At 71.7% G+C, this 26,757-nt stretch carries 15 protein-coding genes; 2 read left to right on the plus strand and 13 right to left on the minus strand.

Annotated elements, in window-relative coordinates:
* Positions 1–55 precede the first annotated feature (55 nt).
* On the plus strand, positions 56–970 hold the full coding sequence (locus ACIRST_RS05835) for a ribosome-inactivating family protein (RefSeq protein WP_350521170.1): 915 nt from the start codon (positions 56–58) through the stop codon (positions 968–970).
* Between the two features lie 186 nt (positions 971–1,156).
* On the opposite strand, the gene ACIRST_RS05840 is transcribed toward ACIRST_RS05835, so the two are convergent.
* The 7 genes from ACIRST_RS05840 to rpe form a co-directional block, all read right to left on the minus strand.
* Positions 1,157–1,990, minus strand: coding sequence for a hypothetical protein (locus tag ACIRST_RS05840; RefSeq protein WP_402800372.1), 834 nt, complete (start codon positions 1,988–1,990; stop codon positions 1,157–1,159).
* 411 nt (positions 1,991–2,401) lie between these two features.
* The gene (locus ACIRST_RS05845) at positions 2,402–3,184 is read right to left on the minus strand and encodes a hypothetical protein (RefSeq protein WP_402800375.1); all 783 of its coding nucleotides are present in this window, start codon (positions 3,182–3,184) and stop codon (positions 2,402–2,404) included.
* 2 nt (positions 3,185–3,186) lie between these two features.
* Positions 3,187–9,741 (minus strand): RHS repeat domain-containing protein, encoded by a 6,555-nt coding sequence (locus ACIRST_RS05850; RefSeq protein WP_402800377.1) that lies wholly within the window; start codon positions 9,739–9,741, stop codon positions 3,187–3,189.
* An 86-nt stretch (positions 9,742–9,827) separates the two neighbouring features.
* A complete protein-coding gene (locus tag ACIRST_RS05855; protein WP_402800380.1) occupies positions 9,828–14,270 on the minus strand; it encodes a LamG-like jellyroll fold domain-containing protein in 4,443 nt (1,480 codons plus the stop codon).
* A gap of 425 nt (positions 14,271–14,695) precedes the next feature.
* Positions 14,696–16,750, minus strand: a complete 2,055-nt coding sequence (locus ACIRST_RS05860; RefSeq protein WP_350521175.1) for a transglycosylase domain-containing protein — start codon at positions 16,748–16,750, stop codon at positions 14,696–14,698.
* Positions 16,751–18,159: 1,409 nt separating this feature from the next.
* Positions 18,160–19,119 carry a pirin family protein gene (locus ACIRST_RS05865; protein ID WP_402800382.1) on the minus strand — a complete coding sequence of 320 codons (960 nt, stop codon included), beginning with the start codon at positions 19,117–19,119 and terminating at the stop codon, positions 18,160–18,162.
* Between the two features lie 149 nt (positions 19,120–19,268).
* Positions 19,269–19,952 (minus strand): ribulose-phosphate 3-epimerase, encoded by a 684-nt coding sequence (rpe, locus tag ACIRST_RS05870; protein ID WP_396550325.1) that lies wholly within the window; start codon positions 19,950–19,952, stop codon positions 19,269–19,271.
* A gap of 282 nt (positions 19,953–20,234) precedes the next feature.
* Here rpe and ACIRST_RS05875 point away from each other — a divergent pair, with 282 nt between their 5' ends.
* Entirely contained in the window at positions 20,235–21,086 is an 852-nt protein-coding gene (locus tag ACIRST_RS05875) for a hypothetical protein (protein ID WP_402800385.1), read from the plus strand.
* Between the two features lie 86 nt (positions 21,087–21,172).
* Here the strand turns inward: ACIRST_RS05875 and ACIRST_RS05880 are convergent, their stop codons facing one another.
* The 6 genes from ACIRST_RS05880 to ACIRST_RS05905 all read right to left on the minus strand — a co-directional run bounded on the left by ACIRST_RS05880 (position 21,173) and on the right by ACIRST_RS05905 (position 26,691).
* Positions 21,173–21,832: a C39 family peptidase gene (locus ACIRST_RS05880; RefSeq protein ID WP_402800387.1), complete on the minus strand. Its 660-nt coding sequence runs from the start codon at positions 21,830–21,832 to the stop codon at positions 21,173–21,175.
* 351 nt (positions 21,833–22,183) lie between these two features.
* On the minus strand, positions 22,184–22,774 hold the full coding sequence (locus ACIRST_RS05885; protein WP_350521303.1) for a DUF4188 domain-containing protein: 591 nt from the start codon (positions 22,772–22,774) through the stop codon (positions 22,184–22,186).
* Positions 22,775–23,014: 240 nt separating this feature from the next.
* Positions 23,015–23,629, minus strand: coding sequence for a TetR/AcrR family transcriptional regulator (locus ACIRST_RS05890; protein ID WP_396550331.1), 615 nt, complete (start codon positions 23,627–23,629; stop codon positions 23,015–23,017).
* Between the two features lie 132 nt (positions 23,630–23,761).
* Positions 23,762–24,748 (minus strand): aldo/keto reductase, encoded by a 987-nt coding sequence (locus ACIRST_RS05895; RefSeq protein WP_350521181.1) that lies wholly within the window; start codon positions 24,746–24,748, stop codon positions 23,762–23,764.
* 69 nt (positions 24,749–24,817) lie between these two features.
* A complete protein-coding gene (locus ACIRST_RS05900; RefSeq protein WP_402800389.1) occupies positions 24,818–25,639 on the minus strand; it encodes an ABC transporter permease in 822 nt (273 codons plus the stop codon).
* Positions 25,639–26,691 (minus strand): ATP-binding cassette domain-containing protein, encoded by a 1,053-nt coding sequence (locus tag ACIRST_RS05905; protein ID WP_402800391.1) that lies wholly within the window; start codon positions 26,689–26,691, stop codon positions 25,639–25,641. The genes ACIRST_RS05900 and ACIRST_RS05905 overlap by 1 nt, the downstream gene beginning before the upstream one ends.
* Positions 26,692–26,757: the final 66 nt, after the last annotated feature.

The raw sequence follows: 26,757 nt of genomic DNA on the forward strand, positions 1-26,757 counted from the left end.
CGCCCGGTCGCGGTGACCAGCCCCCTCCGATCACCCGTCATCCGAGAAGGAACCCGTGCTCAAGAAGACCTCCTCCGTGCTGCTGTCGATCTCCGCGGCCACCGCACTCCTCGTCTCCCTGGCGGGCACCGCGTCCGCGGCGACCGCCCCCGCCGTCCACCCGGCCGCGGTGAGCCAGGCGGGCCCGGCGGCGGTGAACCGGGCCGCAGCGCTGGTGAACTGGCCCGTCATCGACTGGGACATCACCAACATCACCGCCGGTGGGGCGGAGCACGCGAACCGCTACTGGAACCTGATCGACGCGATCCACCGCAACAGCTACGGCGATGCGACCGACGCCCCCGACGGGACCCTCCAGCAGACCACCCGGAACACCAACCGGCTGATCCAGGTGCGGGTCAACAACAACGGCTCCCACCTCGTCTCCGTCTACCTGTGGGCCGACAACCTCTACGTCGCGGGCTTCTACTCGCCGAGCGCCAACCAGCACTGGGCCTTCCAGGACGGCCGCCAGCAGCAGTTCCAGAACGACCTGGGCGTGACGGCGCGGCTCATGCCGCGCAACGGCAGCTACCTCAGCCTCAACGGCGGCACCACGCGCGAGAACCTGCACCTCGGCGCCCAGAACATCTTCAACGCGCTCCGGGACCTGAACAACGTCGGCACCTGGGACCAGACCCGCATCGACCGGGGCATGCTGATGGCCATCACCGTCTTCTCCGAGGCCGCCCGGTTCGGGCCGATCTTCAACCGGGTCCACGGAAACATCAGCTCCTGGGCCGACGTCCAACTGAGCGTGGACTACCGCGACATGGAGAACCAGTGGGGCGCGCTCTCCCGGGCCGCCCACAGCTGGCGGCAGGGCCAGCCGGCCTCGGTGCGGCTGATCGGCAACAACGTGACGAACTTCGACCAGCTGCGGCGCGTGGTCGGCTTCGTGGAGCTTCACGGCTCCGAGGCGCTGCTGTAGCGCCCGCCGGGCAGCCGACGTGACGCCGGAACGGCGCCTCGCCCGATCGGGGGTGAGGCGCCGTTCCGGCGTCCACACAACGGTTCTGAGTGCCGGCCGGCACGATCGACCCTTGCGCCGGACCGTACGGGTACCACCGCGGTGCCCCGCCCGGGCGGGGCACCTGGCCCTGGCGCTGGCCCTGGCCTAGCGGCCGCTCCCGCCCGCCGCCCTCCCGCGCAGGGACACCCCGAAGCGCGTACGCAGCCGGTGCACCTCCCACCAGGCCACCGCGGTGACCGTCGCCGGACCGCCGACGATCGAACACAGCTGCACGGCCGGCGGACCGGGCGGCAGCCCGCCGATCGCCAGGCCGATCAGGGCCAGCTCCCACACCAGCACCCCGGTCAGCACGGGCGGGAACACCGCGTGCACCCGGTCCATCGTGAAGGCCGTCCGGACGACCGTCGGCGAGGCGAACGCCACGAACATCAGCGCCCAGATCGGCACCGCCAGCATCAGGATGTCGACCAGCTGGCCGACGAACAGCACCTGGACCGACCCCTGCACCTTCTGGGCGAGAAAGAGCAGCACCGGCACCGCCGTGCACGCGCCCACGTACCGCAGCGCCATCAGCACCGCCGGGCGCACCTGCGCCCGCATCGCGGGCCGCGCGGCGGGCCCGGCCAGCCGGAACAGCACCCCCACCACCGCCGGCGCCGTCACCAGCACCAGCCACGGCGTGATCACCAGCCGCAGCTCCCACTGGTCGTTGGCCTCGCTCCAGTCCCCGGGCGACCCGTACACCGCCAGCACCGTGAACCCCGCGGCGAGCGCCAGCCACCCCCGGATCCGCTGCACCCGCAGCACCACCGGATCGCTGATCCCCCGCGGCCCGGGCGCCACGAACACCCGCCGCGCCAGCTGCCGCGCCGACCGCGCCATCGGGTAGAGCCCCAGCAACAGCAGGAACGGCCACACGCACAACAGCAGCGGCAGCCACACCCACCCGCCGAGCGCCCGCCGAGCGGGCGCCACCACCTCCCGCAGGGTGGGCCACTCCTCGCCCCGGAAGCGCTGCCACAACGGAACACGGCCCTGCGGCTGCCACGGCGGCTGGCCCTGCCACTGGCCCTGTCCGTATCCCTGCCCCGGACCGTATCCCGGCCCCGGACCGTATCCCTGTCCGTATCCCGGCCCCTGTCCCGGCCACGAGAAAGGGTTCTGCTCCCCGTACGTCACGCCACTTCCCCCACGCGGTCCCTGTCCCCACCGGACACCCAGTCAACTCCGCAGCCCAGCAGACTACTGCCGCCCGCCCACACCCCGCCCGCCCTTTCCCGCCCGACGGCGCCACGGCACGACGAAGCCGTCGACCCACCCACCCCGTGGGGCGCGTGGGTCGACGGCTTCGGACTGCGTGAACACCGGGGCCTACCGGCTACCTCCCGGTCAGGCGGGCGGTGACAGCTCCACCTCGTAGCGGTAGAGGCGGTCGTTCACCCAGCAGGCCAGGTCGGCGCCGCTGGTGGTCCCGGCGAGTTCGGTGAGCAGCCGCTCGGTGAACTCGCCCAGCACCCGGGCGTCGACCGGGGCGGCACCGGAGCGCACCGCGGCGGCGAAGGGGAGTTCCTCCGCCCGGTGGGCGACGGTGTAGGTCACCGAGTCACCCGCGCCCTCCGACGGGATGACGTGCCGGCCGGGCTCGTCCTCGGTGAAGACCAACCCGGTGCCCGACCCGGCACGGTTGGCCGCCCCGACCAGGCAGAAGCCCGGCGCCGCGGGCGCGGCCTCGCTCCCCAGCCGCAGGTCGACCACGGCCTCCGGCAGAGCCGGGCGATCGACCCGGTAGCTGTAGTTCCCGTCGACGTCGACGTAGGAGGCCGTCTCCAGGTCCCCGAGCGTGCCGTGCAGCCGGGTGGTCGCGAAGCGGCAGTAGGAGCGGAGCGCGGCGACGACGTCCTCGCCCGCCGACTCGCTGACGCCGACGTACAGCCGGCCGTCGTACAGGCGCTCCGCGTACCAGTCGTCGCGGATCACTCCGACGGCCGGGCCCGACAGGTCGCCGGGGTCGGTGCTCAGCCAGAGGCTGAGCCGCGAGCCGTCCGGGCCCGTCGCCCCGTGCCGGGTCCGTTCCGCCGGGCCGTTCCGGAAGCCGAGGGCCGACCCGATCTCCTCCGCGGTCAGCGGAGGCCCGTCGGGGCGTCGGACGGCCAGCACGGCGTCGACCGACATGGTCAGCACCCCCCGCCACTGCACTTGGGTTCGCTGCCGATCTTACCGCTGATCACCCAGCCGCCCCGGAGGTCGCCTCGGGACCAGATCTGGTACTCCTGGAAGTAGGCCGTGTTGTTGTGCAGGAAGCTGTTGAGGCTGCTCATGGCCGTCTTGGCGTCGTAGCCGTCCTTGAGGGTCACATAGGCCCGGACGGCGCCCTTGCCTTCCTTCACGGCCCTGAGCGAGTCCTTGACGGCGTCCTTGCTGCCGCCGGTGGACGCCTTGAACTCCGACGGCACGCCGTCCACGTAGGCGTCCGCCACCTCGGGATCGTCACCGCCCTTCACCCTGATCTCGGGAATCGCCACCACCGAGTGGCCGCCCCGGGCCAGGTCGAACGCGATCCGGTACTCGCCGACGCTGAACCCGCCCTGGGTCTGCTTGCCCTTCGACAGCCGCTTGAAGTCCAGCGGGTTGAACGGGTTGGCGCTCTCGTCGATCAGGGCGGCGGCGTCCTCGACCATCTTCCGGTCCAGGATGTCCTGGGCCATGTTGGCGAACTGGCAGCCGTCCTTGGCCGAGGGGCGGCAGTACTTCTTGTTGATCTCCCGGATCTTCTCCAGGTACTCGCCGATGATCGGGTTGTCCTTCTGCATCAGCCAGGCCACCCGGGCCTCGTACCACTTGTGGCGCTCCTCCGGGGAGCCGGCCGTGGAGCTGCTCGGGTGTCCGCCACCACCGCCGCCTCCACCGCCGCCACCGCCACCGCCACCGCCGTCGTCATCCCCGCCGCCGTCGCCGTCGTCGCCGCCGTCGTCGCTGCAGTTGGTGACGCACTCGGGGCCCCTGACCGGGTCGTGGAAGGTGCCGTCCGGGCCGACCCAGCCGTGCAGCGCCATGTCGCTGCCCGAGCAGTCGTCGGCGCACATCTTGCGGCCGTCGGGGTCGCTCGTGCTGATCGGGTTGCCGCCCGAGTAGGCGTAGCCGTTCAGCTCCTTGGGGCTCGCCGGGTTGAACTCCGGGTCGATGCTGAGGAACCGGCCGAGGGTCGGGTCGTAGTCGCGCGCCCCGAGGTGGACCATGCCGGTCGGCTCGTTGACGCCGCCGAGGAAGCCCCGGCTGCCCGCCCACGATGTCGGCGCGGTGCCGCGCTGCTCGCCGTACGGGGTCGTCCGGCGCTGCGCCACCGTGCCCGTGGAGGCGTCGACGTTGAGCTCGGACGTGCCGTGATGGTCGGTGACCTGGAAGCCGAGCTTGTTGTCGTCCGTGCGGACGGCGACCGCCGAGCCCAGCGAGTAGTAGCGCGTGGCGGCGGGCTTGGCCGCGCCCTTGGTCAGGGTCAGCTCGGTGGCGCCGAGGTAGACCGTCCAGCTTTCGGCGCCCGGGTTGGCGCTGTCCAGGACGTGCGAGGTCAGCCGGCTGCCGGCCGGGTCGTAGAGGTAGTCCGTCGTCCTGGTGCTGGTGACGGGTCCGTTCTTGACGGTGTCGACGACCTTGCCGAGCTTGCCCTCGGCGTCCCAGGTCAGGGCCTGGTCGCTGGTGCCGCCGCCGGCGAGCTCCCGGTGGCGGGCGATGGTGTTGCCCGCCGGGTCGTAGCCGTCGGTCTCGGCGAGGACGCCGCTGCCGCTGGTGCCCTTCAGGGTGTGCGGCTGGGCGGCCGCCGCGCCGGGGTAGTTGTACTTGGTGGTGACGTCCTTCGTCGCGTCGCCCGTGGTGTCGTGCCGGGTCTGGGTGTCACGGGTGCTGTCGGGGTTGAAGTTCCAGCTGGTCCAGTACGGGGCCGGGCCGCCGAGGGCCTTGGCGTCGGGCGTGGCCGGGCAGCCGGTGCCGCTCGGCGTGAACGCCTCGGTGAGCCGGGCCAGGTAGTCGTACCGGAAGCACTGCCGGTCGGTGCCGGAGCGCGAGCTGTCGGTGATCGAGGTGACGTTGCCGACCTGGTCGTAGCCGTAGACGGCCGCGCGCAGCGGAGTCGCGACGCCGTACTGGTCGGTCCGCGAGGAGGCGAGTCGCTGGGTGCCCCACTCGTAGGCGTTGGTGACGTAGAGCTGGTTGTTCGCCGTGCCGTCGGACAGCGTCGCCTGCAGCGGCTTGCTGGTCAGGCTGTACGTCTGTCCGGTGAGGTAGGTGCTCAGCCCCTGGGCCGTGGTCATCCGGGTGAGGGCGTCGTAGCCGTACGCCACCGACTCGGCCGCGAGGTTGCCCGCCGCCGGGTAGCTGGTGCTCTGCGGCTTGCCGTCGAGCCGGTAGATCGTGCCGCTGACGTAGTTCCCGGCGAGCGGCTCCTGGCCGGGGACGGACGGGACGCTCAGCGTGGTGCGGGTCGCGCGGCCCAGCGCGTCGTACAGCGACCAGGTCGTCTTGTACGGGTACGAGGTGCCGCCGACGGTGAGGTACCGGGTCGCCGAGGAGATCAGGCCCTTGTTCCCCGCCGGGTCCCAGGTCTGCGAGGTGAGCAGCGGGCCCGACGCGGAGCCGGAGTGCAGCTCGGTCTGCCGGTCGAGGTTGTCGTAGACGTACGCCAGGGTCCGGTTGTTGCCGTCCCGGCTGGTGGCCAGCCGGCCGCGGTCGTCGTAGGTCTTGACCGACGTGCCGGAGTCCGGGTCGACGGTCCTGACCAGGTGGCCCTGCTGGTCGTACGTCCAGCTCCACTGCGTCCCGGACTGGTCCGTCAGCCGGGTGGTGTGCCCGGCCGCGTCCTGGGCGTAGGTGATCCGGTCGTAGTCACCGGTGGCGGAGCCCCCGCGGTACTGACGGACCTCGGTGGTCCGGCCGCGGGCGTCGGTGATGGTCGTCGACGGGGTGCCGCCCTTGGGCGGGGTGACGGTGACCCGGTCGCCGCCGTACTCGGTGAGCGTGGTGGCGATCGGGGTGCCGACGCCGTTGCCCGCCAGCGTGGTGGAGTTGGTGACGCGGCCCAGGCCGTCGTAGGTGTTGGCGGTCTGGGTCTCGACGCCGGTGGCGTCCTCGACCTTGAACAGGGCGGTGGAGGGTGCGCCCGTCGCGTAGTAGGCGGCGTAGGCGAGCGCGGCCTGGCCGTGCTCGTCGAAGAAGGTGTCGGTCAGGACGCGCCCGCCGTTGTCACCCGGGTCCTGGGTCTGCCGGATCCGGCCGAAGCCGTCGTACAGGGTGTACGCGGTGGCCTGGGAGCCGTCGGCGAGGAGCGCCTTCGTCGAGACGACCCGGATCCGGGCGTCGTCGTCGGTGTAGCCGAACTCGTGGTTCGGGGTCTGGCCGCCGGCCTTGGAGCGGTTCGGCAGCCAGACCTTGAGGGTGCGGCCGAGCGCGTCGTACTGGCTGTCGGTGCGGCGGTTGTTGGCGTCGACGGTGTCGACGGTCAGGCCGCGCAGCAGGTCGAGGTCGGCGACGGTGACCATGGCGGTGGCGGAGTTGCCCGCGACCGCCGGCGGGCCGGTGGTGGTGATCCTGGTGGGCCGGCCGGTCGCCGGGGCGTAGCCGGTCGTGGTGGTCTGCGCCAGCGGGCTGGGCGTGGTCACGGGTGCCGCGGCGCCCGTGGTGTCGAACACCGTGGTGGACGCCAGCTTCGTGGTGCTGTCGGGGCGGCCGTAGCCGTCGTAGTGGGTCGTCCCGTCCAGGTAGGTGGCCTGGTTGCCGGTGCGGGACTTCAGGACGTGCACCGTGGTGGGATCGCCCTTGACGGGGGCGGCGCCGTAGGCCTGGCCGTCGTAGTGGGTGCGGACGTCCGACAGGACGGCGGAGGTCCCGTCCGCCTGGGTGTCGCGGTTGACGGCCGCGGCGCAGCCGGCGGCGACCGTCTCGACCTGGACGGTGCCGGTCAGGATCCAGGCCGCCGTGTTGTCGGCGTACGTCGTGCGGGTGCACGTGTCGTCGGTGCCGACCGCGACGTCGCCCAGGTCCTCGATCTGCGTCGTGCGGCCGTAGCCGTCGAGGGTCGTGTCGGTGCGGGTCTCGCGCCAGGCGGCTCCCGCGCCCTTGTCGAGCGAGGTGAAGGAGCGGGTGGCCTGGGTGCCGGTGAGGTTGGCGGTGGTGGTGCCCCAGTCGTTGGAGCGCTTGGCGGTCTCCTTCTTCCAGGGAGTGCTGACGGACTTGGCGAGCATCGCGCCGCCGGGCTTGTCGTACTGCTCGCTGCGGTACTCGAAGCCGGCCCAGGCCTGGTCGTCGGTCAGGACGGTGCCCTGGCCGTCGTCGACGGTGACGCTGCGCCTTGCGTTCTTGTCGGCAGGATCGTTGCGGTCCTGGTCCATGCCGCGCAGGTAGTAGTGGTCGGCCTGGGTGGACATGCCGGTGACGCCGCCGGTCTCGACCCGGGCGTGGGCGTAGCCGCGCCACTGGGACCAGGTCTTCAGCTTGGCCGGGGTCAGGCCGTCCTCGTCGTCGAAGTGCCAGGCGGCGTCGCCGAGGTAGGTGTAGTGGGTGACCATGTCGGGTGCGCCGCCGGTGCGGTCGGTGGCGATGACCGACTCGACGACGTACTTGTTGAACCACTCGGTGGTCACCGGCACGTCGTTGGACGGCTGGTACATCTGCGGGAAGCAGCGGGTGGTGTTGCTCTGCGGCGTGGGCAGGGCGTTCCAGTCGCAGGTCGCGGCCGAGTAGTTGACGTCGAGCTGGCCGCCGAGTTCGTCGGTGATGGTGCCGATCCGCTGCTTGACGAAGGGCATGCGACCGTCACCGACCTTGTCGAGCCGGTTGGCCAGCTGCTTGTACGCGAAGGTGGTCTTCGGCAGCGCGACGGACGGGGTGGCGGAGGAGCCGGTGTGCTGGATCGAGTCCAGCAGCAGCTGGTAGTCGAAGTCGGCGGTGCCCCACTTGTGGTTCAGCGTCCAGGTGTCGACGGCGGCGTAGCTCCCGTCGGCCTGCAGCGTCTTGGCGGTGACGGAGGTGAGGCGGGTCCGCGTGAAGTAGGTCGGCGAGCTCTTGCCGGTGCAGTCGGTGCCGTCGGCACAGTTCTGGTCCCACGGGGTGTCGTACCAGTACTGCCGGTTGGCGTCGATCTTCGCCGGGTCGCAGAGCGCGGCGTTGGTCTCCAGGCAGCGCTCGGCGGTGCCGAACTCGACCCGGCCCATCGGCTTGACGGTGGCGGAGTAGAGGTCGCCCTGCTGCTGGCCGTACTCGATGTGGTCCAGCCGGCCGCCCCGGACGTACGGGGTGCGGTCCGAAGCCTTCAGGTTGCGGCCGTAGTTGTTGGTCTCGGGGGTGTACCAGTAGGTGATGTCGTTGCCGTGGGCGTCGATCACCAGGTCGAGGTTCCACCGCCAGCCCTGCTGGCACCACGAGGACGCGAAGTCGGCGCCGTTGCACGGCTCGCCCGCGTTGTTGCCGTAGACCGGCACGGTGTAGACCGACTTGGTCTCCGGCTTTCCGGCGCTCCAGTTGGGCAGGCGGTTGTAGCCGAACCAGTAGCTGGTGCCGTCGGCGGTCAGGGCGCGGAAGTACTCGCCGTCGTTGTCGCCGTTGCCCCGGCCGGTGTCGCGCAGGCGGGTGACCTTGGTGTTGTCGTCGCCCTTGATCCGCCACTCGTCACCGGAGACCGGGATCAGCTCACCGGAGTGCCCCGTGAAGCTGATGGTCACGTTGTCGGTGCCCCAGCACAGGTCGCCCGGGCTGGTGGTGCCGGTCTTGGGTGCGCCGTCGTCGGCGCACGCCTTGTAGCTGCGCTCGACGAAGCCGGGCGAGAGCTCGAAGCCGTCACCGGCCCAGGAGGCCTGGTTGTTGCTGTTCGCGGTCCGTCCGTCGACGCTGCCCGAGCTGTAGGACAGGCCGATCTTCGGCGTGAGACCGCCCGGCATCGCCGTCAGCGGCATGTCGTACGACCAGCTGAACGACCCGCTGTTCAGCGAGGTCGACCACGAGGAGGCCGAGGTGAGCGGCGTCGCCTTGTAGTCGCCGCTCGGGCCGGCCGTTCCGGTGGTGGCGGCGACCACCATCGCGCCCGGCGCGGCCGCCAGGCGCATCGACCCGGCCGGGGCCGTGGTGAGGGCGTCCGCGGCGACGGTCTGGTGCTCCGGGTCGTTGCCGCCCGGCAGCGGGGTCTGCACCCGGCACTCGGGCCGGTCGGGCGTGGTCAGCGCGCACTCGGGCAGGCGCACCAGCTTCAGCCGCGAGCCGAAGCCCGAGCCCGCCGCCTGCGCGAAGGACGAGTAGTCGACGGCCAGTCCGCTGTCCTCGTCGGCGCCCGAGACGGTCAGCAGCACACCGTTGATCCCGGCCTTGGCCGCGGCGTCCTGGCCGAGCAGTTCGACCTTCGCCTTGCCCGCCCGGCCCGCGGAGGAGACGGCGACGGGCAGCTTGTCGGCCTTGACCGCCTTGCCCTTCTCGCCGGGGACGTCGACGGTGGCACTGCCCGCGCCGGGCAGGGCGCCGTGCTTGCCGTCGACCTTGCTGACGGTGGTGTCGCCCTTGCGACCCCTGGACTTGGCGTCCGAGCCCTTGACCGGCTTCTCCGGTGAGACCGCGGACGGCTTGGTGTACGGTTCGGCCGCCGCCGCGACGGCGGCCAACGGCAGTGCCGGCAGCAGCGACCCGACCAGCGCGCCCGCGATGACCGCGGACACCCTGGAGCGGGCCGGCCGCAGCACCGACCTCTTCCTGCTCATGGTGGAACGACTCCCTCGGGAGAAGGTGGATATGACAGACCATGGGCCGGGCGGCAGGTAGCCGCCCGGCCCATGGAGGTTGGGGATCAGACGCCGGTGGCGGTGGCCGGCTCGACGTTGTAGTCGGCGAGCTTGGCGATCTGCGCCGGACTCAGCACGCCCTGGTACAGCCAGACGTCGTCCAGCTGACCGGAGAAGTACTCGCCCCAGGCGCCGGCCGCCCGGTTGCGGCCGAACTGCACGCCGCCGCCCGCCTCGTAGGGCTGCGGGGCGCCGGTCCAGGAGATGTGCGGGACGCAGCCGGTCGAGCCGTCCGGGCAGCCCTGGTTCTCCGGCTGGCCGTTGACGTACAGCACCAGCCGGTCCGCGAAGGCGTCGTAGCTGACCGCCAGGTGCGTCCAGTTCTCCAGGACGGAGGTGGCCGGGGTGTGTGCGGTCAGGGTGCGCACCGCGCCGTTGGCGTCGGAGTCGCGCACCTCGGCCTGCCACTGGCCGGTGGGCTGTCCGGTGGCGTCCTGGCCGAGGGCGTGCCAGCGCAGGGTGACCGCACTGTTGGCGGCCCCTGCCACCGACAGGACCGTCATGTCCCGGGTCGGGACGCCCGCGGTGTTCGCCCAGGCGGCCAGGGTGAAGCTCTGGCCGGTGTGCAGCGGCGTCGAGGCGGTGGCGGCGTAGCCGGTGGAACCGTCCAGCAGCAGGGTGCCCGGGTTGGGCAGCACGCCGCCGTCGCCCTTGATCGAGGCGCCGCCGCCGAGCTGGGCGCCGGCCTTGGCCGGGCCCTCGTCCGGGGTGACGGCCGGGGCGCCGGTGGCGGCGGAGAGCTTCCAGCGGCCGGCCAGCTGCGGGCGCTGCTGGACCATCGAGGTGGCCTCGGGGCCGGTGACGACCCGGTCGTAGATCCGCACGTCGTCGATGTCACCGCCGAAGAACTCGGCGTTGACGCCCTCGCGGTTGACCGCGCCGATCTGCAGCGGGCCGGGGTTGGCCCACGGCGCGTTCTGGGTGTAGTCGGACTCACCGACCAGGTAGCCGTTGATGTAGAGGCGCAGCTTCTTGGCGGCGGTGTCGGAGACGCCCAGCAGGTGGGTCCACTCGCCGGTGGTGCCGGCGAAGCAGGGCACACCGTTCACCGGGGTGCCCGGGGTGCAGTCGGGCTGCGAGGTCCGGACCAGGGTGTCGGCGGAGGTGTCCTCCTTGTAGCGGCCGAAGATCCAGCGCTTCCAGTAGGGCGAGTAGTACAGCGAGAACTCGTTGTTGTGCTGGCCGATCTGGGTGACCGCCATCTTGGGATTGGTGTCGCCGGCGGTGGGCGTGGGGAGCTTCACCCAGGTGGAGACGGAGAAGTCCCGGCTGCCGTCCACCTGCGGGCGGGTGCCGCGCAGGTAGTCGTCCACACCGTCCAGGTGGATCGCCTGGCCGGCGATGCCCGGGCGGCCGAGCGCGACGCCGCTGTAGGCGGTCAGGTTGTCGGTCTCGGTGGTGCCGGCCGGCTTGGCGTCGGCGCCGTCCAGGTGCCAGACCGCCTTGGCGGGGCGGCCGGTGGCGAGCTGCCTGTCGGCGGCGACGCCGGCGGCCTCGGCCGCGGTCAGGTTGCGGTCCCAGAGCCGGACCTCGTCGATCGAGCCCTTCCACGGGTCGGTCATGTTGCCGTGCCACTTCGAGCGGCCGAACTCCAGCGGGCCGCGGGCGTCCCAGGCGGCGGTGACGGCCACCGGGGTGCCGGGCACGCCGTTGACGTACAGGGTGCCGGTCTTGGCGACCGGGTCGTAGACGCCCGTCAGGTGGGTCCACTGGTTGAGCACCACCGGGACGTCCGAGCTCGCCGTCTCCAGGGTGTAGACGGCGTTGGTGTCCTGGGTGGAGGTCCACATCGCCCACTTGCCGCCCATCAGGCCGAGGGCGAAGCGGGCCGCGAAGTTGCCGTTCTCACTGACCGCGACCCGGTTGCGGGTGGTGTCGCCGGTGAGGTTGACCCAGGCGGAGACGGTGAAGCCGCGGGTGGTGTCCAGGACGTTGCCCTGGGTTTCGGCGTAGCCGTTGGGGGTGCCGTCCAGGGCGAGCGCGTCGCCGAGGTGGCCCGGCGCCTTCGGGGTGGCGCCGGAGCCGAGGGTGGCGTCGAAGCTGCCGCCGGTGCCGGTGACGGTGGTGCCGCCCGTGTCGTCCATCGACCAACCGGTGCGCTGGGTCTGCCCGGAGAGCACGTTGAAGTAGTACGTCTCGGGCTGCGAGGCGTTGCCCGCGCCGTCGATCGCCCTGGCGGAGAGGAAGTGCGCGCCGGCGGTCTGCGGCTGGACGCGCACGGCCTGCCCGGCGCCGCCACTGGTCGCCACCTCGTTCGCCGCGGACGGCGAAGTGTCGATGCCCCACTGGTACTTGACCACGTCGGTGGCGGCCGACTTGAGGGTGAACAGGCCGTTCTTGCCGACGCCGTCGGTCCACGGCAGCGCCGCGGTGGCGTCCTTGGAACCCGGGTAGACGTCCGAGGTGATCGCCGGGCCGTCCGGCGCGGAGGTGTCGACGACGAAGTAGCAGCCCGTCGGGTCGCCGTCGGAGGACCACGGCCCCCACTGCGCTCCGTCCCAGGCGCGGGCCTCCCAGTCGAGCTGGATGTTCTGCGGCAGGCTCGTCGGCAGCGGCCAGGAGAACATCGAGCCGGAGCCCTTGAAGGTGTTGCCCGCCGGGGCGGCGTCCTCCGAACCGGTGGACCACCAGCGGCGGCGCAGGCCGGTGCCGTCGTCCCAGCCGACCGCGAACTGGACGCCGATCGCCTCGCCGTCCGGGTCACTGGCCCGGGTGGTGACCTGCGGCATCTTGTTGATCTTGATGCCCGGGTACTGGCAGACCGAGCCCGGCGACATCGTCATGTCGGACATCGGGATCTGGTTGGGCCGCAGGTTGTAGTACACCGACAGGTACGCGTCGTCGGTGAACCGCTTCCAGGCGAGGGTGTCGCCCTCGTTCTGGGCCTTCAGGCCGAAGCTGATGGTCGGCCAGCCCCAGTTGGCGGCGTCCTGGACGAGGTTGCGCACCGCGCCGTCCTCGCCGTACTCCAGCCACCCACCGGGGCAACTGCTGCTCCAGCCCTTCGCGGTGTTGATGGTCTGCAGGTAGCGGCCCCAGAAACCGGAGGCGTTCTGGGCGTTCCAGTTCAGACTGGGAGAGATGTAGCCGGTGTTCCAGAGCTCGACGGGCCGGGAGTCGCAGGAGTACGACCAGCTCTCGTAGGTGCCGAAGGTGGCACTGAGGATCTGCTTGCCGACGAACGGGTTCGACATCTGGAAGAACGCCCGCTTCACGTCGGTCGGCGCGCACCGCGAGGTGTCGCCGCAGTAGCCGACGCCCCAGTCGTGGACGTAGTTGCTGTTGTACGTGAAGTGCCAGTACGCCTGGTTCGGGTAGGTGCGCGAGACACCCGCCCAGTCGCCCGCGTGCGGGGTGTTCCACGCCGGGTCGATCATCACCGGATAGACCGTGTCCGGGGCGTCCAGCATGCCCTGGTCGGGCGAGAGCAGCAGGCCGTCCTTGGGCAGCTCGACCTTGAGGCGGGTCATCTTGGCGCCCTCGCCGGGCAGGTCGCCGTAGCCGGCTTCGGGGGCGCTCTGCGCGGGAGCGGCGGCGTTCTGCGCGGGAGCGGCGGCGTTCTGCGGGGGAGCGGCGGCGCTCTGCGCGGGAGCGGCGGCGGGGGCCTCGGCCTGCGGCGCAGCCTGCGGGGCGGCCTTGAGGGCCTTCGGGGCAGCGGGGGCGCTCTGCGCCGGGGCCGCGGGGGGCGCGCTCTGCGCCGGGGCCGCGGCCGGCTTGGAGGAGTCCCACATCACCGGGACGGGCGCCTCGAAGACGGTGCCGCCGCCGGCCGGGTCCTTGGCCTTCAGGGTGCCGTCCGCCTCCTGGCTGAAGGTCAGGCCGTTGCCCTGGAGTCCGAGTCGGAGCCGGTCCAGCTCGGGGTTCTTCGCGGCCTCGGCCGTGTGCACCACGATGACCTGGGTGAACCCGGTCTTGGTGGCGGAGAGTCGCAGGTCCACGTCCGGCAGGATCGACGGGTACTCGGCGGTCGCACCCTTGACCGTCGGCTTGGGCAGCGGCTTCGGCCAGCTGAGCTTCAGCTCCTTGCCGGCGCGGGCCATTGTGACCAGCGGCGCGCTGCCGCCGCCGGAGAACCGCAGGTCCGCGGTGGACCCCTTGGGGGCGACGGTGCCGCCGGGCAGCGTCTGCAGCGTCGGGTCGAGGTCCACCCAGGCGCCGTTCCTGCGCACCCGCTGGGGCTGGACGTAGGTGGTGGTCTTCAGCTTGCCGTCGGGCTGGGCAACGGTGTCGCTGGTCTCGCTGCGCTTGGCGAGCACCTCCACCGGCCTGCCGGTGCGGGCGGCCTCGTGGACCGCCTGGGTCTCGGCGTCGTCCCGCACCCCCGCCGCGCCGGGCGGGGGTGTCCCGCCGGGGGCGGCGGCGGCCGGCACCACCGCGGTCGCGGCCAGCGCGACCGCGGCGAGTGCCGCGGCGAGCAGGCTGCCCGACCGTCTTGCTGCTGTTCTCACTGTGCGTAAGCTCCGACTTCCGGTATGTGGGCGAAGTGTGGAGCGGATCTTCACGGACAGATGAAAGAACTGTCAACGTTCCATCAGAAAAGCATGAGAAATCCCGCCCTGCTGGCACATCATCCGGAGTGGATCAGTCCGATTAAAGGCGGACGAACTGCCCATCCCCACGTGGGGAAGGTCACGCCGCGGAAAGGTTTGCGGATCCGCACCCGCCACGACCGTCAGTGACCGTCGCGGAGAACCGACGCCATCGACTCGATGTCCGGGGGGCTTGTGGGCGTGTGTGTCCTTTCGGTGCTCGCACCTCTACCGGCGCCATCCGCGCTGTTCAGTGAGGTACGGCGGCAGAACGGCGAAGGCCGTCGACCCACCCGCCCCGTGGGGTCGAGTGGGTCGACGGCCTTCGCCGGAATGACGGACCGTTACGGCAGCTGGACCGAGGGGAAGGTGCCGGCCCGGGTGCCGTCCAGGGCGCCGTCCATCGCGTCGCGCCAGATCGGGCCCGCCAGGGTGCCGCCGAAGGCCTGGTCGATCACCTTGCCGCCGATCTTCTGGCCGTCCAGCGGCTTCGGGTTGTCGGTGTCGCTGACGACGGTGGCACCGGCCATCTCCGGGGTGTAACCGACGAACCAGACCTGGCGGCTCTCGTTGGTGGTGCCGGTCTTGCCCGCGCTGTCGCGGCCGGTGAGGCCGGCCATCTTCCCGGTGCCGTCGTCCACGACGCCCTTGAGCATCGCGGTCACGGTGTCCGCGGTGTCGGCGGACATCACGGACGAGCAGTTCGCCTGCGGCACGGCCAGCTGCTTGCCGTCGGGGCCGGTCACCGAGGTGAGCGCGGTCGGCGCGCAGTAGGTGCCGTGGGCGGCGAAGGCCGCGTAGACGCCCGCCATCGCCAGCGGGGTCAGGTCGTTGCTGCCGAGCGTCATCGACGGCACCACCTGGAGCTTCTCGCCGCCCGCCTGCTCGGTGATGCCGAGCTTGTTGGTCATCTGCGCGACGTTGCAGAGCCCGGTGTCGGCCTCCAGCTTCGCGAAGTAGGTGTTGACCGACTGCGCCATGGCCGTCTTCATGGTGAACTGGCCGGTGAGGGTCGGGCTGTCGTTGTGCACCTGCCCGGACGACGGGAACTTCGCGCCCGAGCAGTCCTTCATCGCCGGCCACGGGATGCTGTAGTCGGTGGTGTAGCTCTGGGCCGGCGTCAGGCCGTTCTCCAGGGCCGCCGCCGCGACGATCGGCTTGAACGTCGAACCGGTCGGGAAGCCCAGCCCGCCGCCCATGGCCTTGGTGGCGTTGTAGTTGATCTGGGTCTGGTGCTGCTTGTCGTCGACGCCGTACGGACGGCTCTGCCCCATCGCGAGGATCTTGCCGGTGCCCGGCTCGACGATGCTCATCGCGGTCGCCGCCTGGTCCCCGGCGTTCACGTGCCCGGTGACCGAGGTGTACAGCGCCGCCTGCGCCTTGGGATCGAGCGTGGTGTGGATCTGCAGCCCCCCGCGCTTCCACACCGCCTGCCGCTCGGCCGCCGACTTCCCGAACGCCGGGTCGGTGAGCACCACCTTGCGCACGTAGTCGCAGAAGAAGCCCTCGCCCTGCTTGGCCAGGATGCAACCCTGCTGCGGCGCCTGGACGTTGAGCCCCAGCGGGGTCGCGATCGCCTGCTGGGCCTGCTCCTTGGTGATGTGCCCGTACTCGGCCATCTTCCGGAGCACCGTGTCCCGCCGGTCCTTGGCCGCGGTCGGGTTGACCACCGGGTCGTAGTTGGTGGGCGACTGCTCCAGACCGGCCAGCATCGCGGCCTGCGGCAGGGTGAGGTCCTTGGCGTGCACGCCGAAGTAGCGCCGCGCGGCCGACTCGATGCCGTAGGCCTTCTCCCCGAAGAAGGTGATGTTCAGGTAGTTGGTGAGGATCTGGTCCTTGCTCAGGGTCTCCTCAAGCTTGATCGCGTACTTCAGCTCCTGGATCTTGCGGCCGACGGTCTGCCGCTGCGCCTCCTGGACCTTCTGCGGGTCGTCGCCCGCCTCGTCGACGAACACGTTCTTCACGTACTGCTGGGTCAGCGTGGACGCGCCCTGCGCCGTGGTGCCGGAGGAGGCGTTCTTGTCCAGGGCCCGCAGCACGCCCTTGAGGTCGATCGCGCCGTGCTCGTAGAAGCGGTTGTCCTCGATGTCCACCAGCGCGGTCTTCACCAGCGGGGATATCTGGTCCGCCGGGACCACGGTGCGGTCACGGTCGTACACGGTGGCGATCGTGCCGCCCTGGGCGTCGAGGATCGTCGAGGCCTGCGACAGCGCCGGCGTCTTGAAGTCGTCGGGCAGGCTCTGGAAGTCGTCCGCCGCCGACTGGGCCCCCAGCCCGGCCGCCGCCACGGCCGGCAGGGCGATCCCCGCCGCCACCACACCCGCGACCACACTGATCCCGATCAGCCGCAACCCGTGCCCGAACTTCCGCATTCCCGCCCCCGCCCGCTCCTGTGCCATGGACAAGGACCCTACGTGCACGTCATGAGGAACCCGTAAGAGATCCGGTACCGATCTGTCACAACTCTGCGACAAGGACCGCCACCCCCGTTCACCCCGCCGCGTAGCCCACACGGCCGGCTCCGCCGGGCCGACGACCGCGTCATCGAGCCGAGCACGGGCCTGGTCACGGCCGCACGCATCGCCACGCGAACGTCCAGGACCGCGACGGTGCCCCGCGCGCCCACCAGTTCCGGCCGGGCGAGAACTCCTGATCAAAAAGGGAGACTAGAATATCGCGATCCGCGATCGCTCACGTTCGGAAATTCTATCCGGGCAGGCGCGACTGCGACCTGTTCGCCGACCGGAACGATCGCACTCCACCGATCACGAGGTCCACTGCTTCCGGCCGTGTCGAATAATCGACCCGGGCGAGATGCCAATAATGAAGCATCAGAAATCACGGGATGGCATGGGACGTCGAACGCCCGCCCCTCGGAGATTGAAGCATCCATCAAGTAGACCCGCCTCGAAGCATTGACTCCCGAAGTGAACGGGCGTTCCATGGAGTTGGAGGCCACGACTCGTTGACAGCGAAGTACCCTGGAAAGTAACAGGTCGCTTCGGGGGACGCCACCAATGGAAGGCAGGCGCGACGCAAACGGGAATGGGGAATATCGCCGCGACATGGGAAGGGCCGAACCTCCGGACACATGTGAACACTGTTCGTTCCGGCGGCTTCTCCTCTTGCCGCCGATCAGCGAAAGAGGAGGTTTTTCCGATGAAATCTACGAGACGGTCATATTCCCTGACGTGTGCGGTCGGCATGTTGGCGAGTGCGGCAACCTTTGCGATTGCAACGCCGGCCGGCGCGACGATTACCGACCCCCATGTGCGGGTCGCCGGTCCTGTCAGCTGTGCAAGGGTGGGCCCGACGGCATCTCCGGTCTCGGTGACCATGCAGGGAGGGACGCCATCGACCGTTCCTGTCACAAACGTCATCGGATCATTCGGCCATTACGGACCTGTGGCCTTCTCCCACGTTCCGCCGCAGGGGCAGAACGTGAGGGTCACGGTGAGGTGTCAGCAGCCCTTCAACGGTCCTACTTCTTCATGGACGATCACCATTCACATCTTCCGCCCCGCTCTGGGAAGTGACTGGCCTGGGCCCCTGCTGCCCTGATGCAGGGGAGTAGCAGTCGAGATCTCCGACAGCTCGAACTGGAGCTTCGCATTCGGCCGAACTCGCACGGAACGACCAGGGAATGCGCGGGCCGGCGAAGCTCCAGGTTCCACAGATACGACCGAGTAGACCCGGACCGGAAGACAGGGTGATGACGGCCGGGGGCTCGGCGTGATCCCTCGTTGAGACCGCCTGAAGGTGGTGCGACGCCCCGTCTGCTGCTCCACCCGCCATTCGAATCACCGGGTCAGCGCTCGCGCCCCCGCGGCTTCAGCGGGGTGGCGGGCAGCTCGGGGGCGGGGAGGCGGTCACCGGCGTAGCCGTGCACGGCGCCGAAGCGGGTGCCGGCCATCCAGTCGGTGCGCGCCTGGGCGATGTCCTCGGTGGAGCGGCCGATGAAGTTCCACCACATGACGATCTTCTCGTCGAAGGGTTCCCCGCCGAGGAGGAGGACGGCGGCGTCGGTGCGGGCGTGGAGGGGGAGGTCGGGGCGGCCGCAGCCGAGGTAGAGCATGGAGCCGGGTTCGACGGGGACGCCGTCGACGTCGACGTGGCCGGACATCGCGAGGACGGCGTACTCGAAGTCGGGGACGAGGGGGAGGCGGAGGTCCGCGCCCCCGGCGAGGGCGAGGTCGGCGCCGACGAGGGGGGTGTGGGTGGTGCCCGGCGAGGTGGCGGTGTCGAGGGTGCCGAGGATGACGGTGGCGCGCAGGCCCGGGGCGGTGACGACGGGCAGGTCCGGGTGGTGCTCGAAGGCCGGGGCGGTGTGCCGGTGGGCCTCCGGGAGGGCGACCCAGAGCTGGGCGCCGTGCAGGTAGCGGGCGTGCGGGCGCGGGGACTCCTCGGAGTGGGAGATCGCCCGGCCGGAGGTCATCAGGCCCAGTTCGTACGGGCGGACGGTCTGCAGGCTGCCGAGGCTGTCGCGGTGCAGCACCTCGCCCTGGTGCAGCCAGCTGACCGTCTGCAGGCCCATGTGCGGGTGCGGCGGGACCTGCATACCGGGCTCGTCGGCGATGTCGTCGGGTCCGTAGTGGTCGACGAAGCACCAGGCGCCGACCATCCGGCGGCCGAGGTTGGGGAGCAGGCGTCGCACCACCGTGCTTCCGCCGAGCGGGACTTGACGGGCCGTCAGCAGGTCCTTCACCGGCCCGGCACTGGCCTCGCGGCCGCAGGCGGTCGGGGTCGGCTTGAGGTCGAGGTTGCTCATCGCGGTTCCACCACCGTACGAGGGAGGCCGGGCGGAGAGGGGTTCGTCGTCACCGATCATCCATCACGGTCCGACGTTCCTCCACCCGCACCCGGCCATCCGGCGGTCGGCGACCCGGTGCCCCGGCGCCCCTCGTGAGCTGCGGCGGCTCAGTGCGCGCAGGCCCACCAGGCGTCCGCCGAGGCCTTGTCGGCGAGCCCCCGCAGCTTGCGGACCGCCTCCGCCGGGTCCTCCGCCCCGTACACGGCCGAGCCGGCCACGAAGACGTCCGCGCCGGCCTCGGCGCAGCGCTCGATGGTGCCGGCGGCGACGCCGCCGTCCACCTGCAGCCACAGCTCCAGGTCGTGCTTGGCGATCAGCTCCCGGGTGCGGCGGATCTTCGGCAGCATGATGTCGAGGAACGCCTGGCCGCCGAAGCCGGGCTCGACGGTCATGATCAGCACCATGTCGAGCTCGGGCAGCAGGTCCTCGTACGGCTCGATCGGCGTGCCGGGCTTGAGCGCCATCGACGCCCGGGCGCCCTTGGCACGGATCTCGCGGGCGAGCCGGACGGGCGCGGCGGCGGCCTCGACGTGGAAGGTGACGGAACCGGCGCCGGCCTCGACGTACTGGGGGGCCCAGCGGTCCGGGTCCTCGATCATCAGGTGGCAGTCCAGCGGGATGTCGGTGGCGCGGGCGAGCGACTCGACGATCGGGACGCCCAGGGTCAGGTTGGGCACGAAGTGGTTGTCCATGACGTCCACGTGCAGCCAGTCGGAACCCCGGACGGCCTCGGCCTCGTCGGCGAGCCGGGCGAAGTCCGCGGACAGGATGCTGGGGTTGATCTGGGCCATGACCGACTACCTTCACATGAGGGCTGGGGCGCCCCGGGAACGGGCACCTCGCCCCATCATCTCGTGCCGCGCGGCCACCGGCCGCACACCGCCTCCCGTGCGTGACCGTCATCACACCCCGCCCGGGGTTACCGGGGCCGCCGCGATGGTCATCAGCCCTGGAAGCGGTCCACGCGCCCGCCCGTGCGGTCCGCGCCAGCGGCCGTCACGGCACCTGCCGGGCCGTCCCGACCAGTCGAGCTCCCGCTCCCACCCGGAGCTCCGTCCGAGGAAGGTCTCCCGATGACCGATCTCGTCCACCCCGCCCGCGCGCTGTGGTGGCTCTTCGAGCCGGTGCACGCCGTCACCTACTTCCTGCCCGAGGGGCGCGCCGCCTTCGAGGAGGCCGGGCTGCACGGCCGCCTGCACGGCTACTTCGCGAGCCGCTCGGCCCCGCTCGGCGCGGTGGACGCGGCGCCGGTGGTCGCCGCGTTCTTCAACTTCTCCCCGGCGATGGTCGAGCGCGCCCTGCCGGAGGTGTGGACGCACGCGAGCCCGGAGGAGGCTCTGGTGGCGCGGCTGAAGGGTTCGGCGGCGACGCTGGCCCGGCTGTTGGAGCACGTGGACCCGGACCAGGTCGAGCTGGTCGCCGAGACCCTGGAGCAGGCCGCGTCCCGGCTGGACTGCGCGGGCCGGGTGCTGGCGGCCGCCAACGCCGCGCTCCCCCGGCCGACCGGCCTGTACGAGCGGCTCTGGCAGGCCGCCACCGTGATGCGCGAGCACCGCGGGGACGGCCACGTGGCCGCGCTGGTGGCGGCCGGGCTGGACGGCTGCGAGGCCCTGGTGGTCCGCTGCGCGATGGACATGCGGCGCGAGATGATCCAGCCGCTGCGCGGGTGGACGGACGCCGAGTGGGAGGCCGCCGCCGGGCGCCTGGTCGAACGCGGCTGGCTGACGGCGGAGGGCTCGGTGACCGAGCTCGGCCGGATCCGGCACCAGGCTCTGGAGGCGGCCACCGACCTGGCCGCCACCCGGGTGTGGGAGGACTACCCGCGTGCCGAACTCGACCGGCTGGCAGCAGCGTTGAAGCCGATTTCGGCGTTGTGTCGCAGCCAGTTGCCGGTCAACCCGGCGGGGCTGCCGGACAGCGTGTAGGCCGGCCGCCGGCCCGTGGCGGTCGGCATTGCTTTCGGTCTGCCGAGCGGCTGCCGCCTGCCGAGCCGCTGCCGCCCGCGGGGCTGCTAGGGCGCGCGGACCTCGGGCGGCCCCAGCACGATCCCCCGCCCGGCGTAGAACGCCCCGAACGACCGCCACGGCACGCGCGCGAAGGCCTGCGACTCCCCCGGGAAACCGGACGGGTTGTGGATCAGCAGCGCCGTGTCCGTGGCGCCGACCGCCAGCACCAGGTGCCCGCCGCGCCGCACCGGCTCCGGCCCGCCCGGCTCCCGGATCGACGGGTGCACCGACACCATCACCAGCCGCCCGCCGGCCACCTCGGCCGACACCTCCTCGGGCGTCAACTCCCGTTCCTGCGCAGCCAGTCCCCACCGCCGCCGGACGTAGTCGGCGAACGGTGCGTGGACCAGGCCGTGCAGGCTGTCGCCGTCCCGCACGTACGCGCCGGCCGCCACGCACTCACCGGCGAGCGCCATCGCGGTCGGCGTCACGCCCCACCAGTGCTCCAGCGCCATCCGCAGGCAGGCCACCCCGCACAGCCGCCACGACCACCACGCGTACTCCTCCGGGCCGGCCGCCCCGGACTGCCCCCAACGCGGGTCCGCGGACGCGTCCAGCCGCCCGTCGACGATCTCCCGCACGAGCTCGGGCGACTCCCACTGCGCCCGGTACGGCACCTCGTGCACCACCCGCGCCGGCCTCGCGGCGCTGCCCTGATCCACCATCCCCCGACGCTCTCACGCCGGACCGACCGACCGACTCACGACACTCTTGAGTACCCGTACTCAGGCGTCCGACCTGCGGCTTTCCGTAGCGTCGTCGCGGCGCGACCACGACGTGGTCCCGCCGTGGACACGGGCCCGCCGTGGACAAGGGCCCGCCGTAGACAAGGGCCCGCCGTGGACAAGGGCCCGCCGTGGACAAGGACAGCCGAGGACGTGGGAGGCAGCGGCGATGAAGGTCGTCCTGGGAGTACTGGCCGTACTGGCGGCGGGCGCGCTGATCGTCGTCGCGCCGTGGATCTACCTGGCGGTCGCCATGGGACCGGACTCGCCCGACTCGCCGACCACCGCCACCTACGCGCCCGTCGCGCCGTCCCCGACCGCCGCGTCCCCGAGCCGCTTCCCGGCACCGGCGGTGTCCCCCGCCCCGCCGGTCTCGCTCGACCGGTAGGCCAGCCGCTGCGCGGCGTGCCGTCCGCGCTGCTCCACCGGGAGCGCACCGGTGGCCCCGGCCAGGCCGAAGGGCGGCATGTCGAAGTAGATCGACTCGTACCCGCCCTCCGGCACGATGTACGTCTCGTGCCAGAGCCCGACGTGACCGCGCGCCTTGCCCTCGCGCAGCTTGCGGTTGGCGATGCCCCACACGGTGTGGTGGAAGCCGTCCGGCGCGCTCGCGTAGCCGTACAGCTTCTCCTTCGACTCCCAGTACTGGACGACGTAGTAGGTGCGCGGCGAGGCGGTGAGCAGGATGCGGCCGAGGAGCCCGCGTTCGGCGCCGCGCTCGGAACCGCGGCGCAGCTCGTACAGCATCCGGAACATCGCGAACATCACCGGGCCCCAGTGGTGCACGGCCCAGAACCGGTTGATCCGCATGCCGATGAGCAGCACCACGGTGTCGCCGGTGGCGCCAGCGGTGGTGTAGCCCCGCAGCGGCTTGGCGAACAGCGAACCGGCCGATCCTGTTGCCCCGGCCTTTCCGGTCGCCCCGGTCGCCCCGGTCGCCGCGGCTTTCGCGGTCTTCCGCGTCGGTCCTGTCTCCTCCGTCGAGCCAGTCGAGCCCGTCGACCCCGTGGACATCCCGGCCTCCCCGCGCCGCAGCCGAACCGAACCGAACCGAACCCATGTAATCAGCGATTACATCAGCGCGCGACGACCCGGTCAATGCTCGCCACAGCCACAAATCGACTACTGCGCAGGCCGGTTGGCGACACCCTGGCCGAAGGTGTCGAGCACCTGCGCGGCCAGCTCCTCCGCCTTCTCCGCCGGCAGGTAGCCGTCCACGATCATCTGCGCCAGCCCGTACACCAGCGCCTGCCCGGCCAGGCCGACCAGCGCCGGATCCCCGGGGCGCAGCCGGCCGGCCTCCTGGTCCGCGACGATCACATCCGTCAACGCCCGGTCGATCCCGTCCAGTTGCTCGCGCAGCTCCGGTTCCCGCGAGGCGGTGAACACCCGCGAGCGCACCAGTTCGAACCGCCGCGGGTGCCGCACCGCATAGCGGACGAATCCCAGGCCGGTCGCCCGCATCACCGACCCCCCGTCCGGTCCGGCGGCCGCCACCTGCACCTCCTGCCAGCGCACGAAGTCCGCCAGCACGCGGTCCGCCAACGCGGTCAACAACGCCTGCCGGTCGGCGAAGTGCCGGAACGGCGCGCCCGCCGACACCCCCGCCCGCCGCGCCACCTCCCGCACACTCACCTTCTCCTGCCCCTGCTCGTCCAGCACCTCGAACGCCGCCGCCACCAGCGCCTCCGGCAACGCCCCGTGGTGGTACGCCCCCCGCTCCCGCGTCTCCCTCATGCCTGCCTTGCTACCACAGCCGACCGGCACCCACCCCCGTACGGCCGACCCCGCCGGCCCGCCCGTCCACCGCCTCACTCGCACCCTGCCGGGGCCCGGACGCGCACCGGGCCCCGGCAGGGTGCGCGGGGGTCACCAGGCGTAGTCCTCCGGGGCGGGCTGGTGGCCCGGGAAGAGCTCGTCGAGGCGGTCCAGGGTCTTCCGGTCGAGCGTGAGGTCGAGCGCGGCCAGGGCGGTGTCGAGCTGGGCCGCGGTGCGGGGGCCGATGATGGGGGCGGTGACGGCGGGGCGGGAGAGGAGCCAGGCCAGGGCGAGGTCGGCGGGGTCGGTGCCGAGTTCGTCGGCGAAGTCCTCGTAGGCCTGGATGCGGTCGCGGTGTTTGGTGAGGAGCTCGCTCGCGTACCCCATGGCGCTGCGGCCGCGGGTGCCCTCGCGCTCCTTGCGGAGGACGCCGCCGAGCAGGCCGCTGCGCAGCGGGGACCACGGGATGAGGCCGAGGCCGTAGTGCTGGAGGGCGGGGATGACCTCCAGCTCGATCGTGCGGTCGAGCAGGTTGTAGAGGGACTGCTCGCTGACCAGGCCGAGGAAGTGGCGGGAGCGGGCGGCCTCCTGGGCCTGGGCGATGTGCCAGCCCGCGAAGTTGCTGGAGCCGACATAGATGATCTTGCCCTGGGCGACCAGGACCTCCATCGCCTGCCAGATCTCCTCCCAGGGCGTGGCCCGGTCGATGTGGTGCATCTGGTAGAGGTCGATGTGGTCGGTCTGCAGCCGGCGGAGGCTGGCCTCGACGGCCCGGCGGATGGCCAGCGCGGAGAGCTTGCCCTCGTTGGGCCAGTCGCCCATGTCGGCGTAGGCCTTGGTGGCGAGGACGGTGCGCTCGCGGCGGCCGCCGCCCTGGGCGAACCAGCGGCCGATGATCTCCTCGGTGCGGCCCTTGAGGTTGCCCTCGCTGTCACGGCCGTAGGCGTTGGCGGTGTCGAAGAAGTTGATGCCGCGTTCGTGGGCGGTGTCCATGAGGCGGTGGGCGTCGGCCTCTTCGGTGTGCGGGCCGAAGTTCATGGTGCCGAGGCAGAGGCGGGAGACGGTCAGGCCGGTGCGGCCGAGGTGGGTGTACTCCATGGCGCCCCACCCAAGACCACACCGGCCCCGCTGTCCAGTACATTCCACAGGCGTGCCGGAGCCCCCTGGTCACCGCCCGTGGGTGGCGAACTTCCGTACCGCGAGCGGCATGCAGAGCGCGAGCAGCACCGCGCTCCAGAGCAGCGCGGCGAGCGCGGGGTGCTGCATCGGCCAGGCGGTGCCGGGCGCCGAGGGGTTGCCGAAGAGCTCCCGGCAGGCCTGCACGACGGAGCTGATCGGGTTCCAGTCGGCGACGGCGCGCAGCCAGCCGGGCATGCCGAGGGTCGGCACGTAGGCGTTGGTGACCATCGCCACCGGGAACACCGCGACCGCGAGTTGGCCGGCGGCCTCCTCCTTCCCGACGATGAGGCCGAGCAGCGTGCCGACCCAGGTCATCACGAACCGGAAGAGCAGCAGCAACGCGAACGCCCCTGCGGTGTCGGCGAGTCCGTGCCGGGCGCGCCAGCCGGCGGCGAGTCCGACCAGCGCCATCAGGGCCAGGACGGCCACGCTGACCAGCAGGTCGGCGAGGGTCTGTCCGAGCAGCAGACCGGTGCGCGAGACGGGCATGGAGCGCAGCCGGTCGGTGACGCCGCGCCCGACGTCGCGGGCGGCGCCGACCATGGTGGGCATGACGCCGTTGGTGGCGACCATGGCGAACAGTCCGGGCATCAGGAACTCCCGGTAGTCACCGCCGCCCGGCACCTGCATGGCGCTGCCGAAGACGTATCCGAAGACCACCACCATGATCACCGGCACGCCCAGCGAGGCGGCCAACAGGCCCGGCGAGTGACGGTAGTTGAGCAGGATGCGCAGCATGGACGTCCAGGTGTCGGAGACCAGCCGGGCGACGTTGGACGGGCGCGGAGCGGGGTACGCGACGGTGGCCATCAGGCGGCCCTCCCGGCCTCGGCGGCCTGCGCACCCTCGACCGACTGCGCACCACCGACGGACTGCCCGGCCGCGGCGGCCTGCGCACCCCCGACGGACTGCGCGGCCGCCCGGTCCGTCAGCGCCAGGAAGACGTCGTCCAGCGACGGCGCCCGCACCGCGACGTCCTCGGCGACGACCCCCGCACCGTCCAACTCCCGTACCAGCGAGGGCAGCAGGACGGACACGCTCGGGGCCGTCAGCACCGTGACGGTCCGCTCGGCCACGTCCACCTGCGCATCACCCCCGGTCAGCGCGGACAGCACCACGGCGGTGTGGGCGAGTTGAACCGGATCGGCCAGGGTGACGGAGACCTGGCTGCCGATCGCCGCCTTGAGCCGGTCCGGCGGCCCGGTGGCGATCGCGGCGCCGTGGTCGACGACCACGATGTCGTCGGCGAGCCGGTCGGCCTCCTCCAGGTACTGCGTGGTGAGCAGCACCGTGGTGCCGTCGTCGGCCAGCCCCTTGACGGTGTCCCAGATCTCCTGGCGGCTGCGCGGGTCGAGCCCGGTGGTCGGCTCGTCCAGGAAGAGCACGGGCGGGCTGGTGACGAGGCTGGCGATGAGGTCGAGGCGCCGCCGCATGCCGCCGGAGTAGGTGCGCACCAGCCGGTCGGCGGCCTCGTCGAGGTCGAAGCGGGTGAGCAGCTCGTCGGCGCGCGCCCGGGCCCGGCGGGCGCCGAGGCGGTGCAGCCGGCCGAGCAGGTGGAGGTTGTCGCGGCCGGTGATGCCCTCGTCGACGGCCGCGTGCTGCCCGGCGAGGCCGATGGAGCGCCGGACGTCCTCGGCGGCGCGGACGACGTCGTGCCCGGCCACGCGGGCGGTGCCCCGGTCGGGGGCGACCAGGGTGGCGAGGACGCGGACGGCGGTGCTCTTGCCGGCGCCGTTGGGGCCGAGGAGGCCGCACACGGTGCCGGCCGGGACGCTGAGGTCGAGGCCGCGCAGGGCCCGGGTGGCACCGAAGTGTTTCTCCACGCCCGCCATCTCGATGGCGGGCCGGTTGGTGTCGGACATGGCTCTGCCCCTTCTCTAGGTACAGCGTACGTAGAAGCGCATGTGGACGCCATCGTACTACGTACG

Origin of the sequence: Kitasatospora sp. NPDC101447 (assembly GCF_044767225.1) — a bacterium.
Lineage (GTDB): Bacteria > Actinomycetota > Actinomycetes > Streptomycetales > Streptomycetaceae > Kitasatospora.

Coding starts and splice junctions, on each gene's coding strand:
- ACIRST_RS05845 (WP_402800375.1), bottom strand. CDS start 3,184: ATGTCGGTCGACGCCGTGCTGGCCGTCCGACGCCCCGACGGGCCTCCG.
- ACIRST_RS05850 (WP_402800377.1), bottom strand. CDS start 9,741: ATGAGCAGGAAGAGGTCGGTGCTGCGGCCGGCCCGCTCCAGGGTGTCC.
- ACIRST_RS05860 (WP_350521175.1), bottom strand. CDS start 16,750: ATGGCACAGGAGCGGGCGGGGGCGGGAATGCGGAAGTTCGGGCACGGG.
- ACIRST_RS05880 (WP_402800387.1), bottom strand. CDS start 21,832: ATGGTGGATCAGGGCAGCGCCGCGAGGCCGGCGCGGGTGGTGCACGAG.
- ACIRST_RS05905 (WP_402800391.1), bottom strand. CDS start 26,691: ATGTCCGACACCAACCGGCCCGCCATCGAGATGGCGGGCGTGGAGAAA.
- ACIRST_RS05890 (WP_396550331.1), bottom strand. CDS start 23,629: ATGAGGGAGACGCGGGAGCGGGGGGCGTACCACCACGGGGCGTTGCCG.
- ACIRST_RS05875 (WP_402800385.1), top strand. CDS start 20,235: ATGACCGATCTCGTCCACCCCGCCCGCGCGCTGTGGTGGCTCTTCGAG.
- ACIRST_RS05900 (WP_402800389.1), bottom strand. CDS start 25,639: ATGGCCACCGTCGCGTACCCCGCTCCGCGCCCGTCCAACGTCGCCCGG.
- ACIRST_RS05865 (WP_402800382.1), bottom strand. CDS start 19,119: ATGAGCAACCTCGACCTCAAGCCGACCCCGACCGCCTGCGGCCGCGAG.
- ACIRST_RS05895 (WP_350521181.1), bottom strand. CDS start 24,748: ATGGAGTACACCCACCTCGGCCGCACCGGCCTGACCGTCTCCCGCCTC.
- rpe (WP_396550325.1), bottom strand. CDS start 19,952: ATGGCCCAGATCAACCCCAGCATCCTGTCCGCGGACTTCGCCCGGCTC.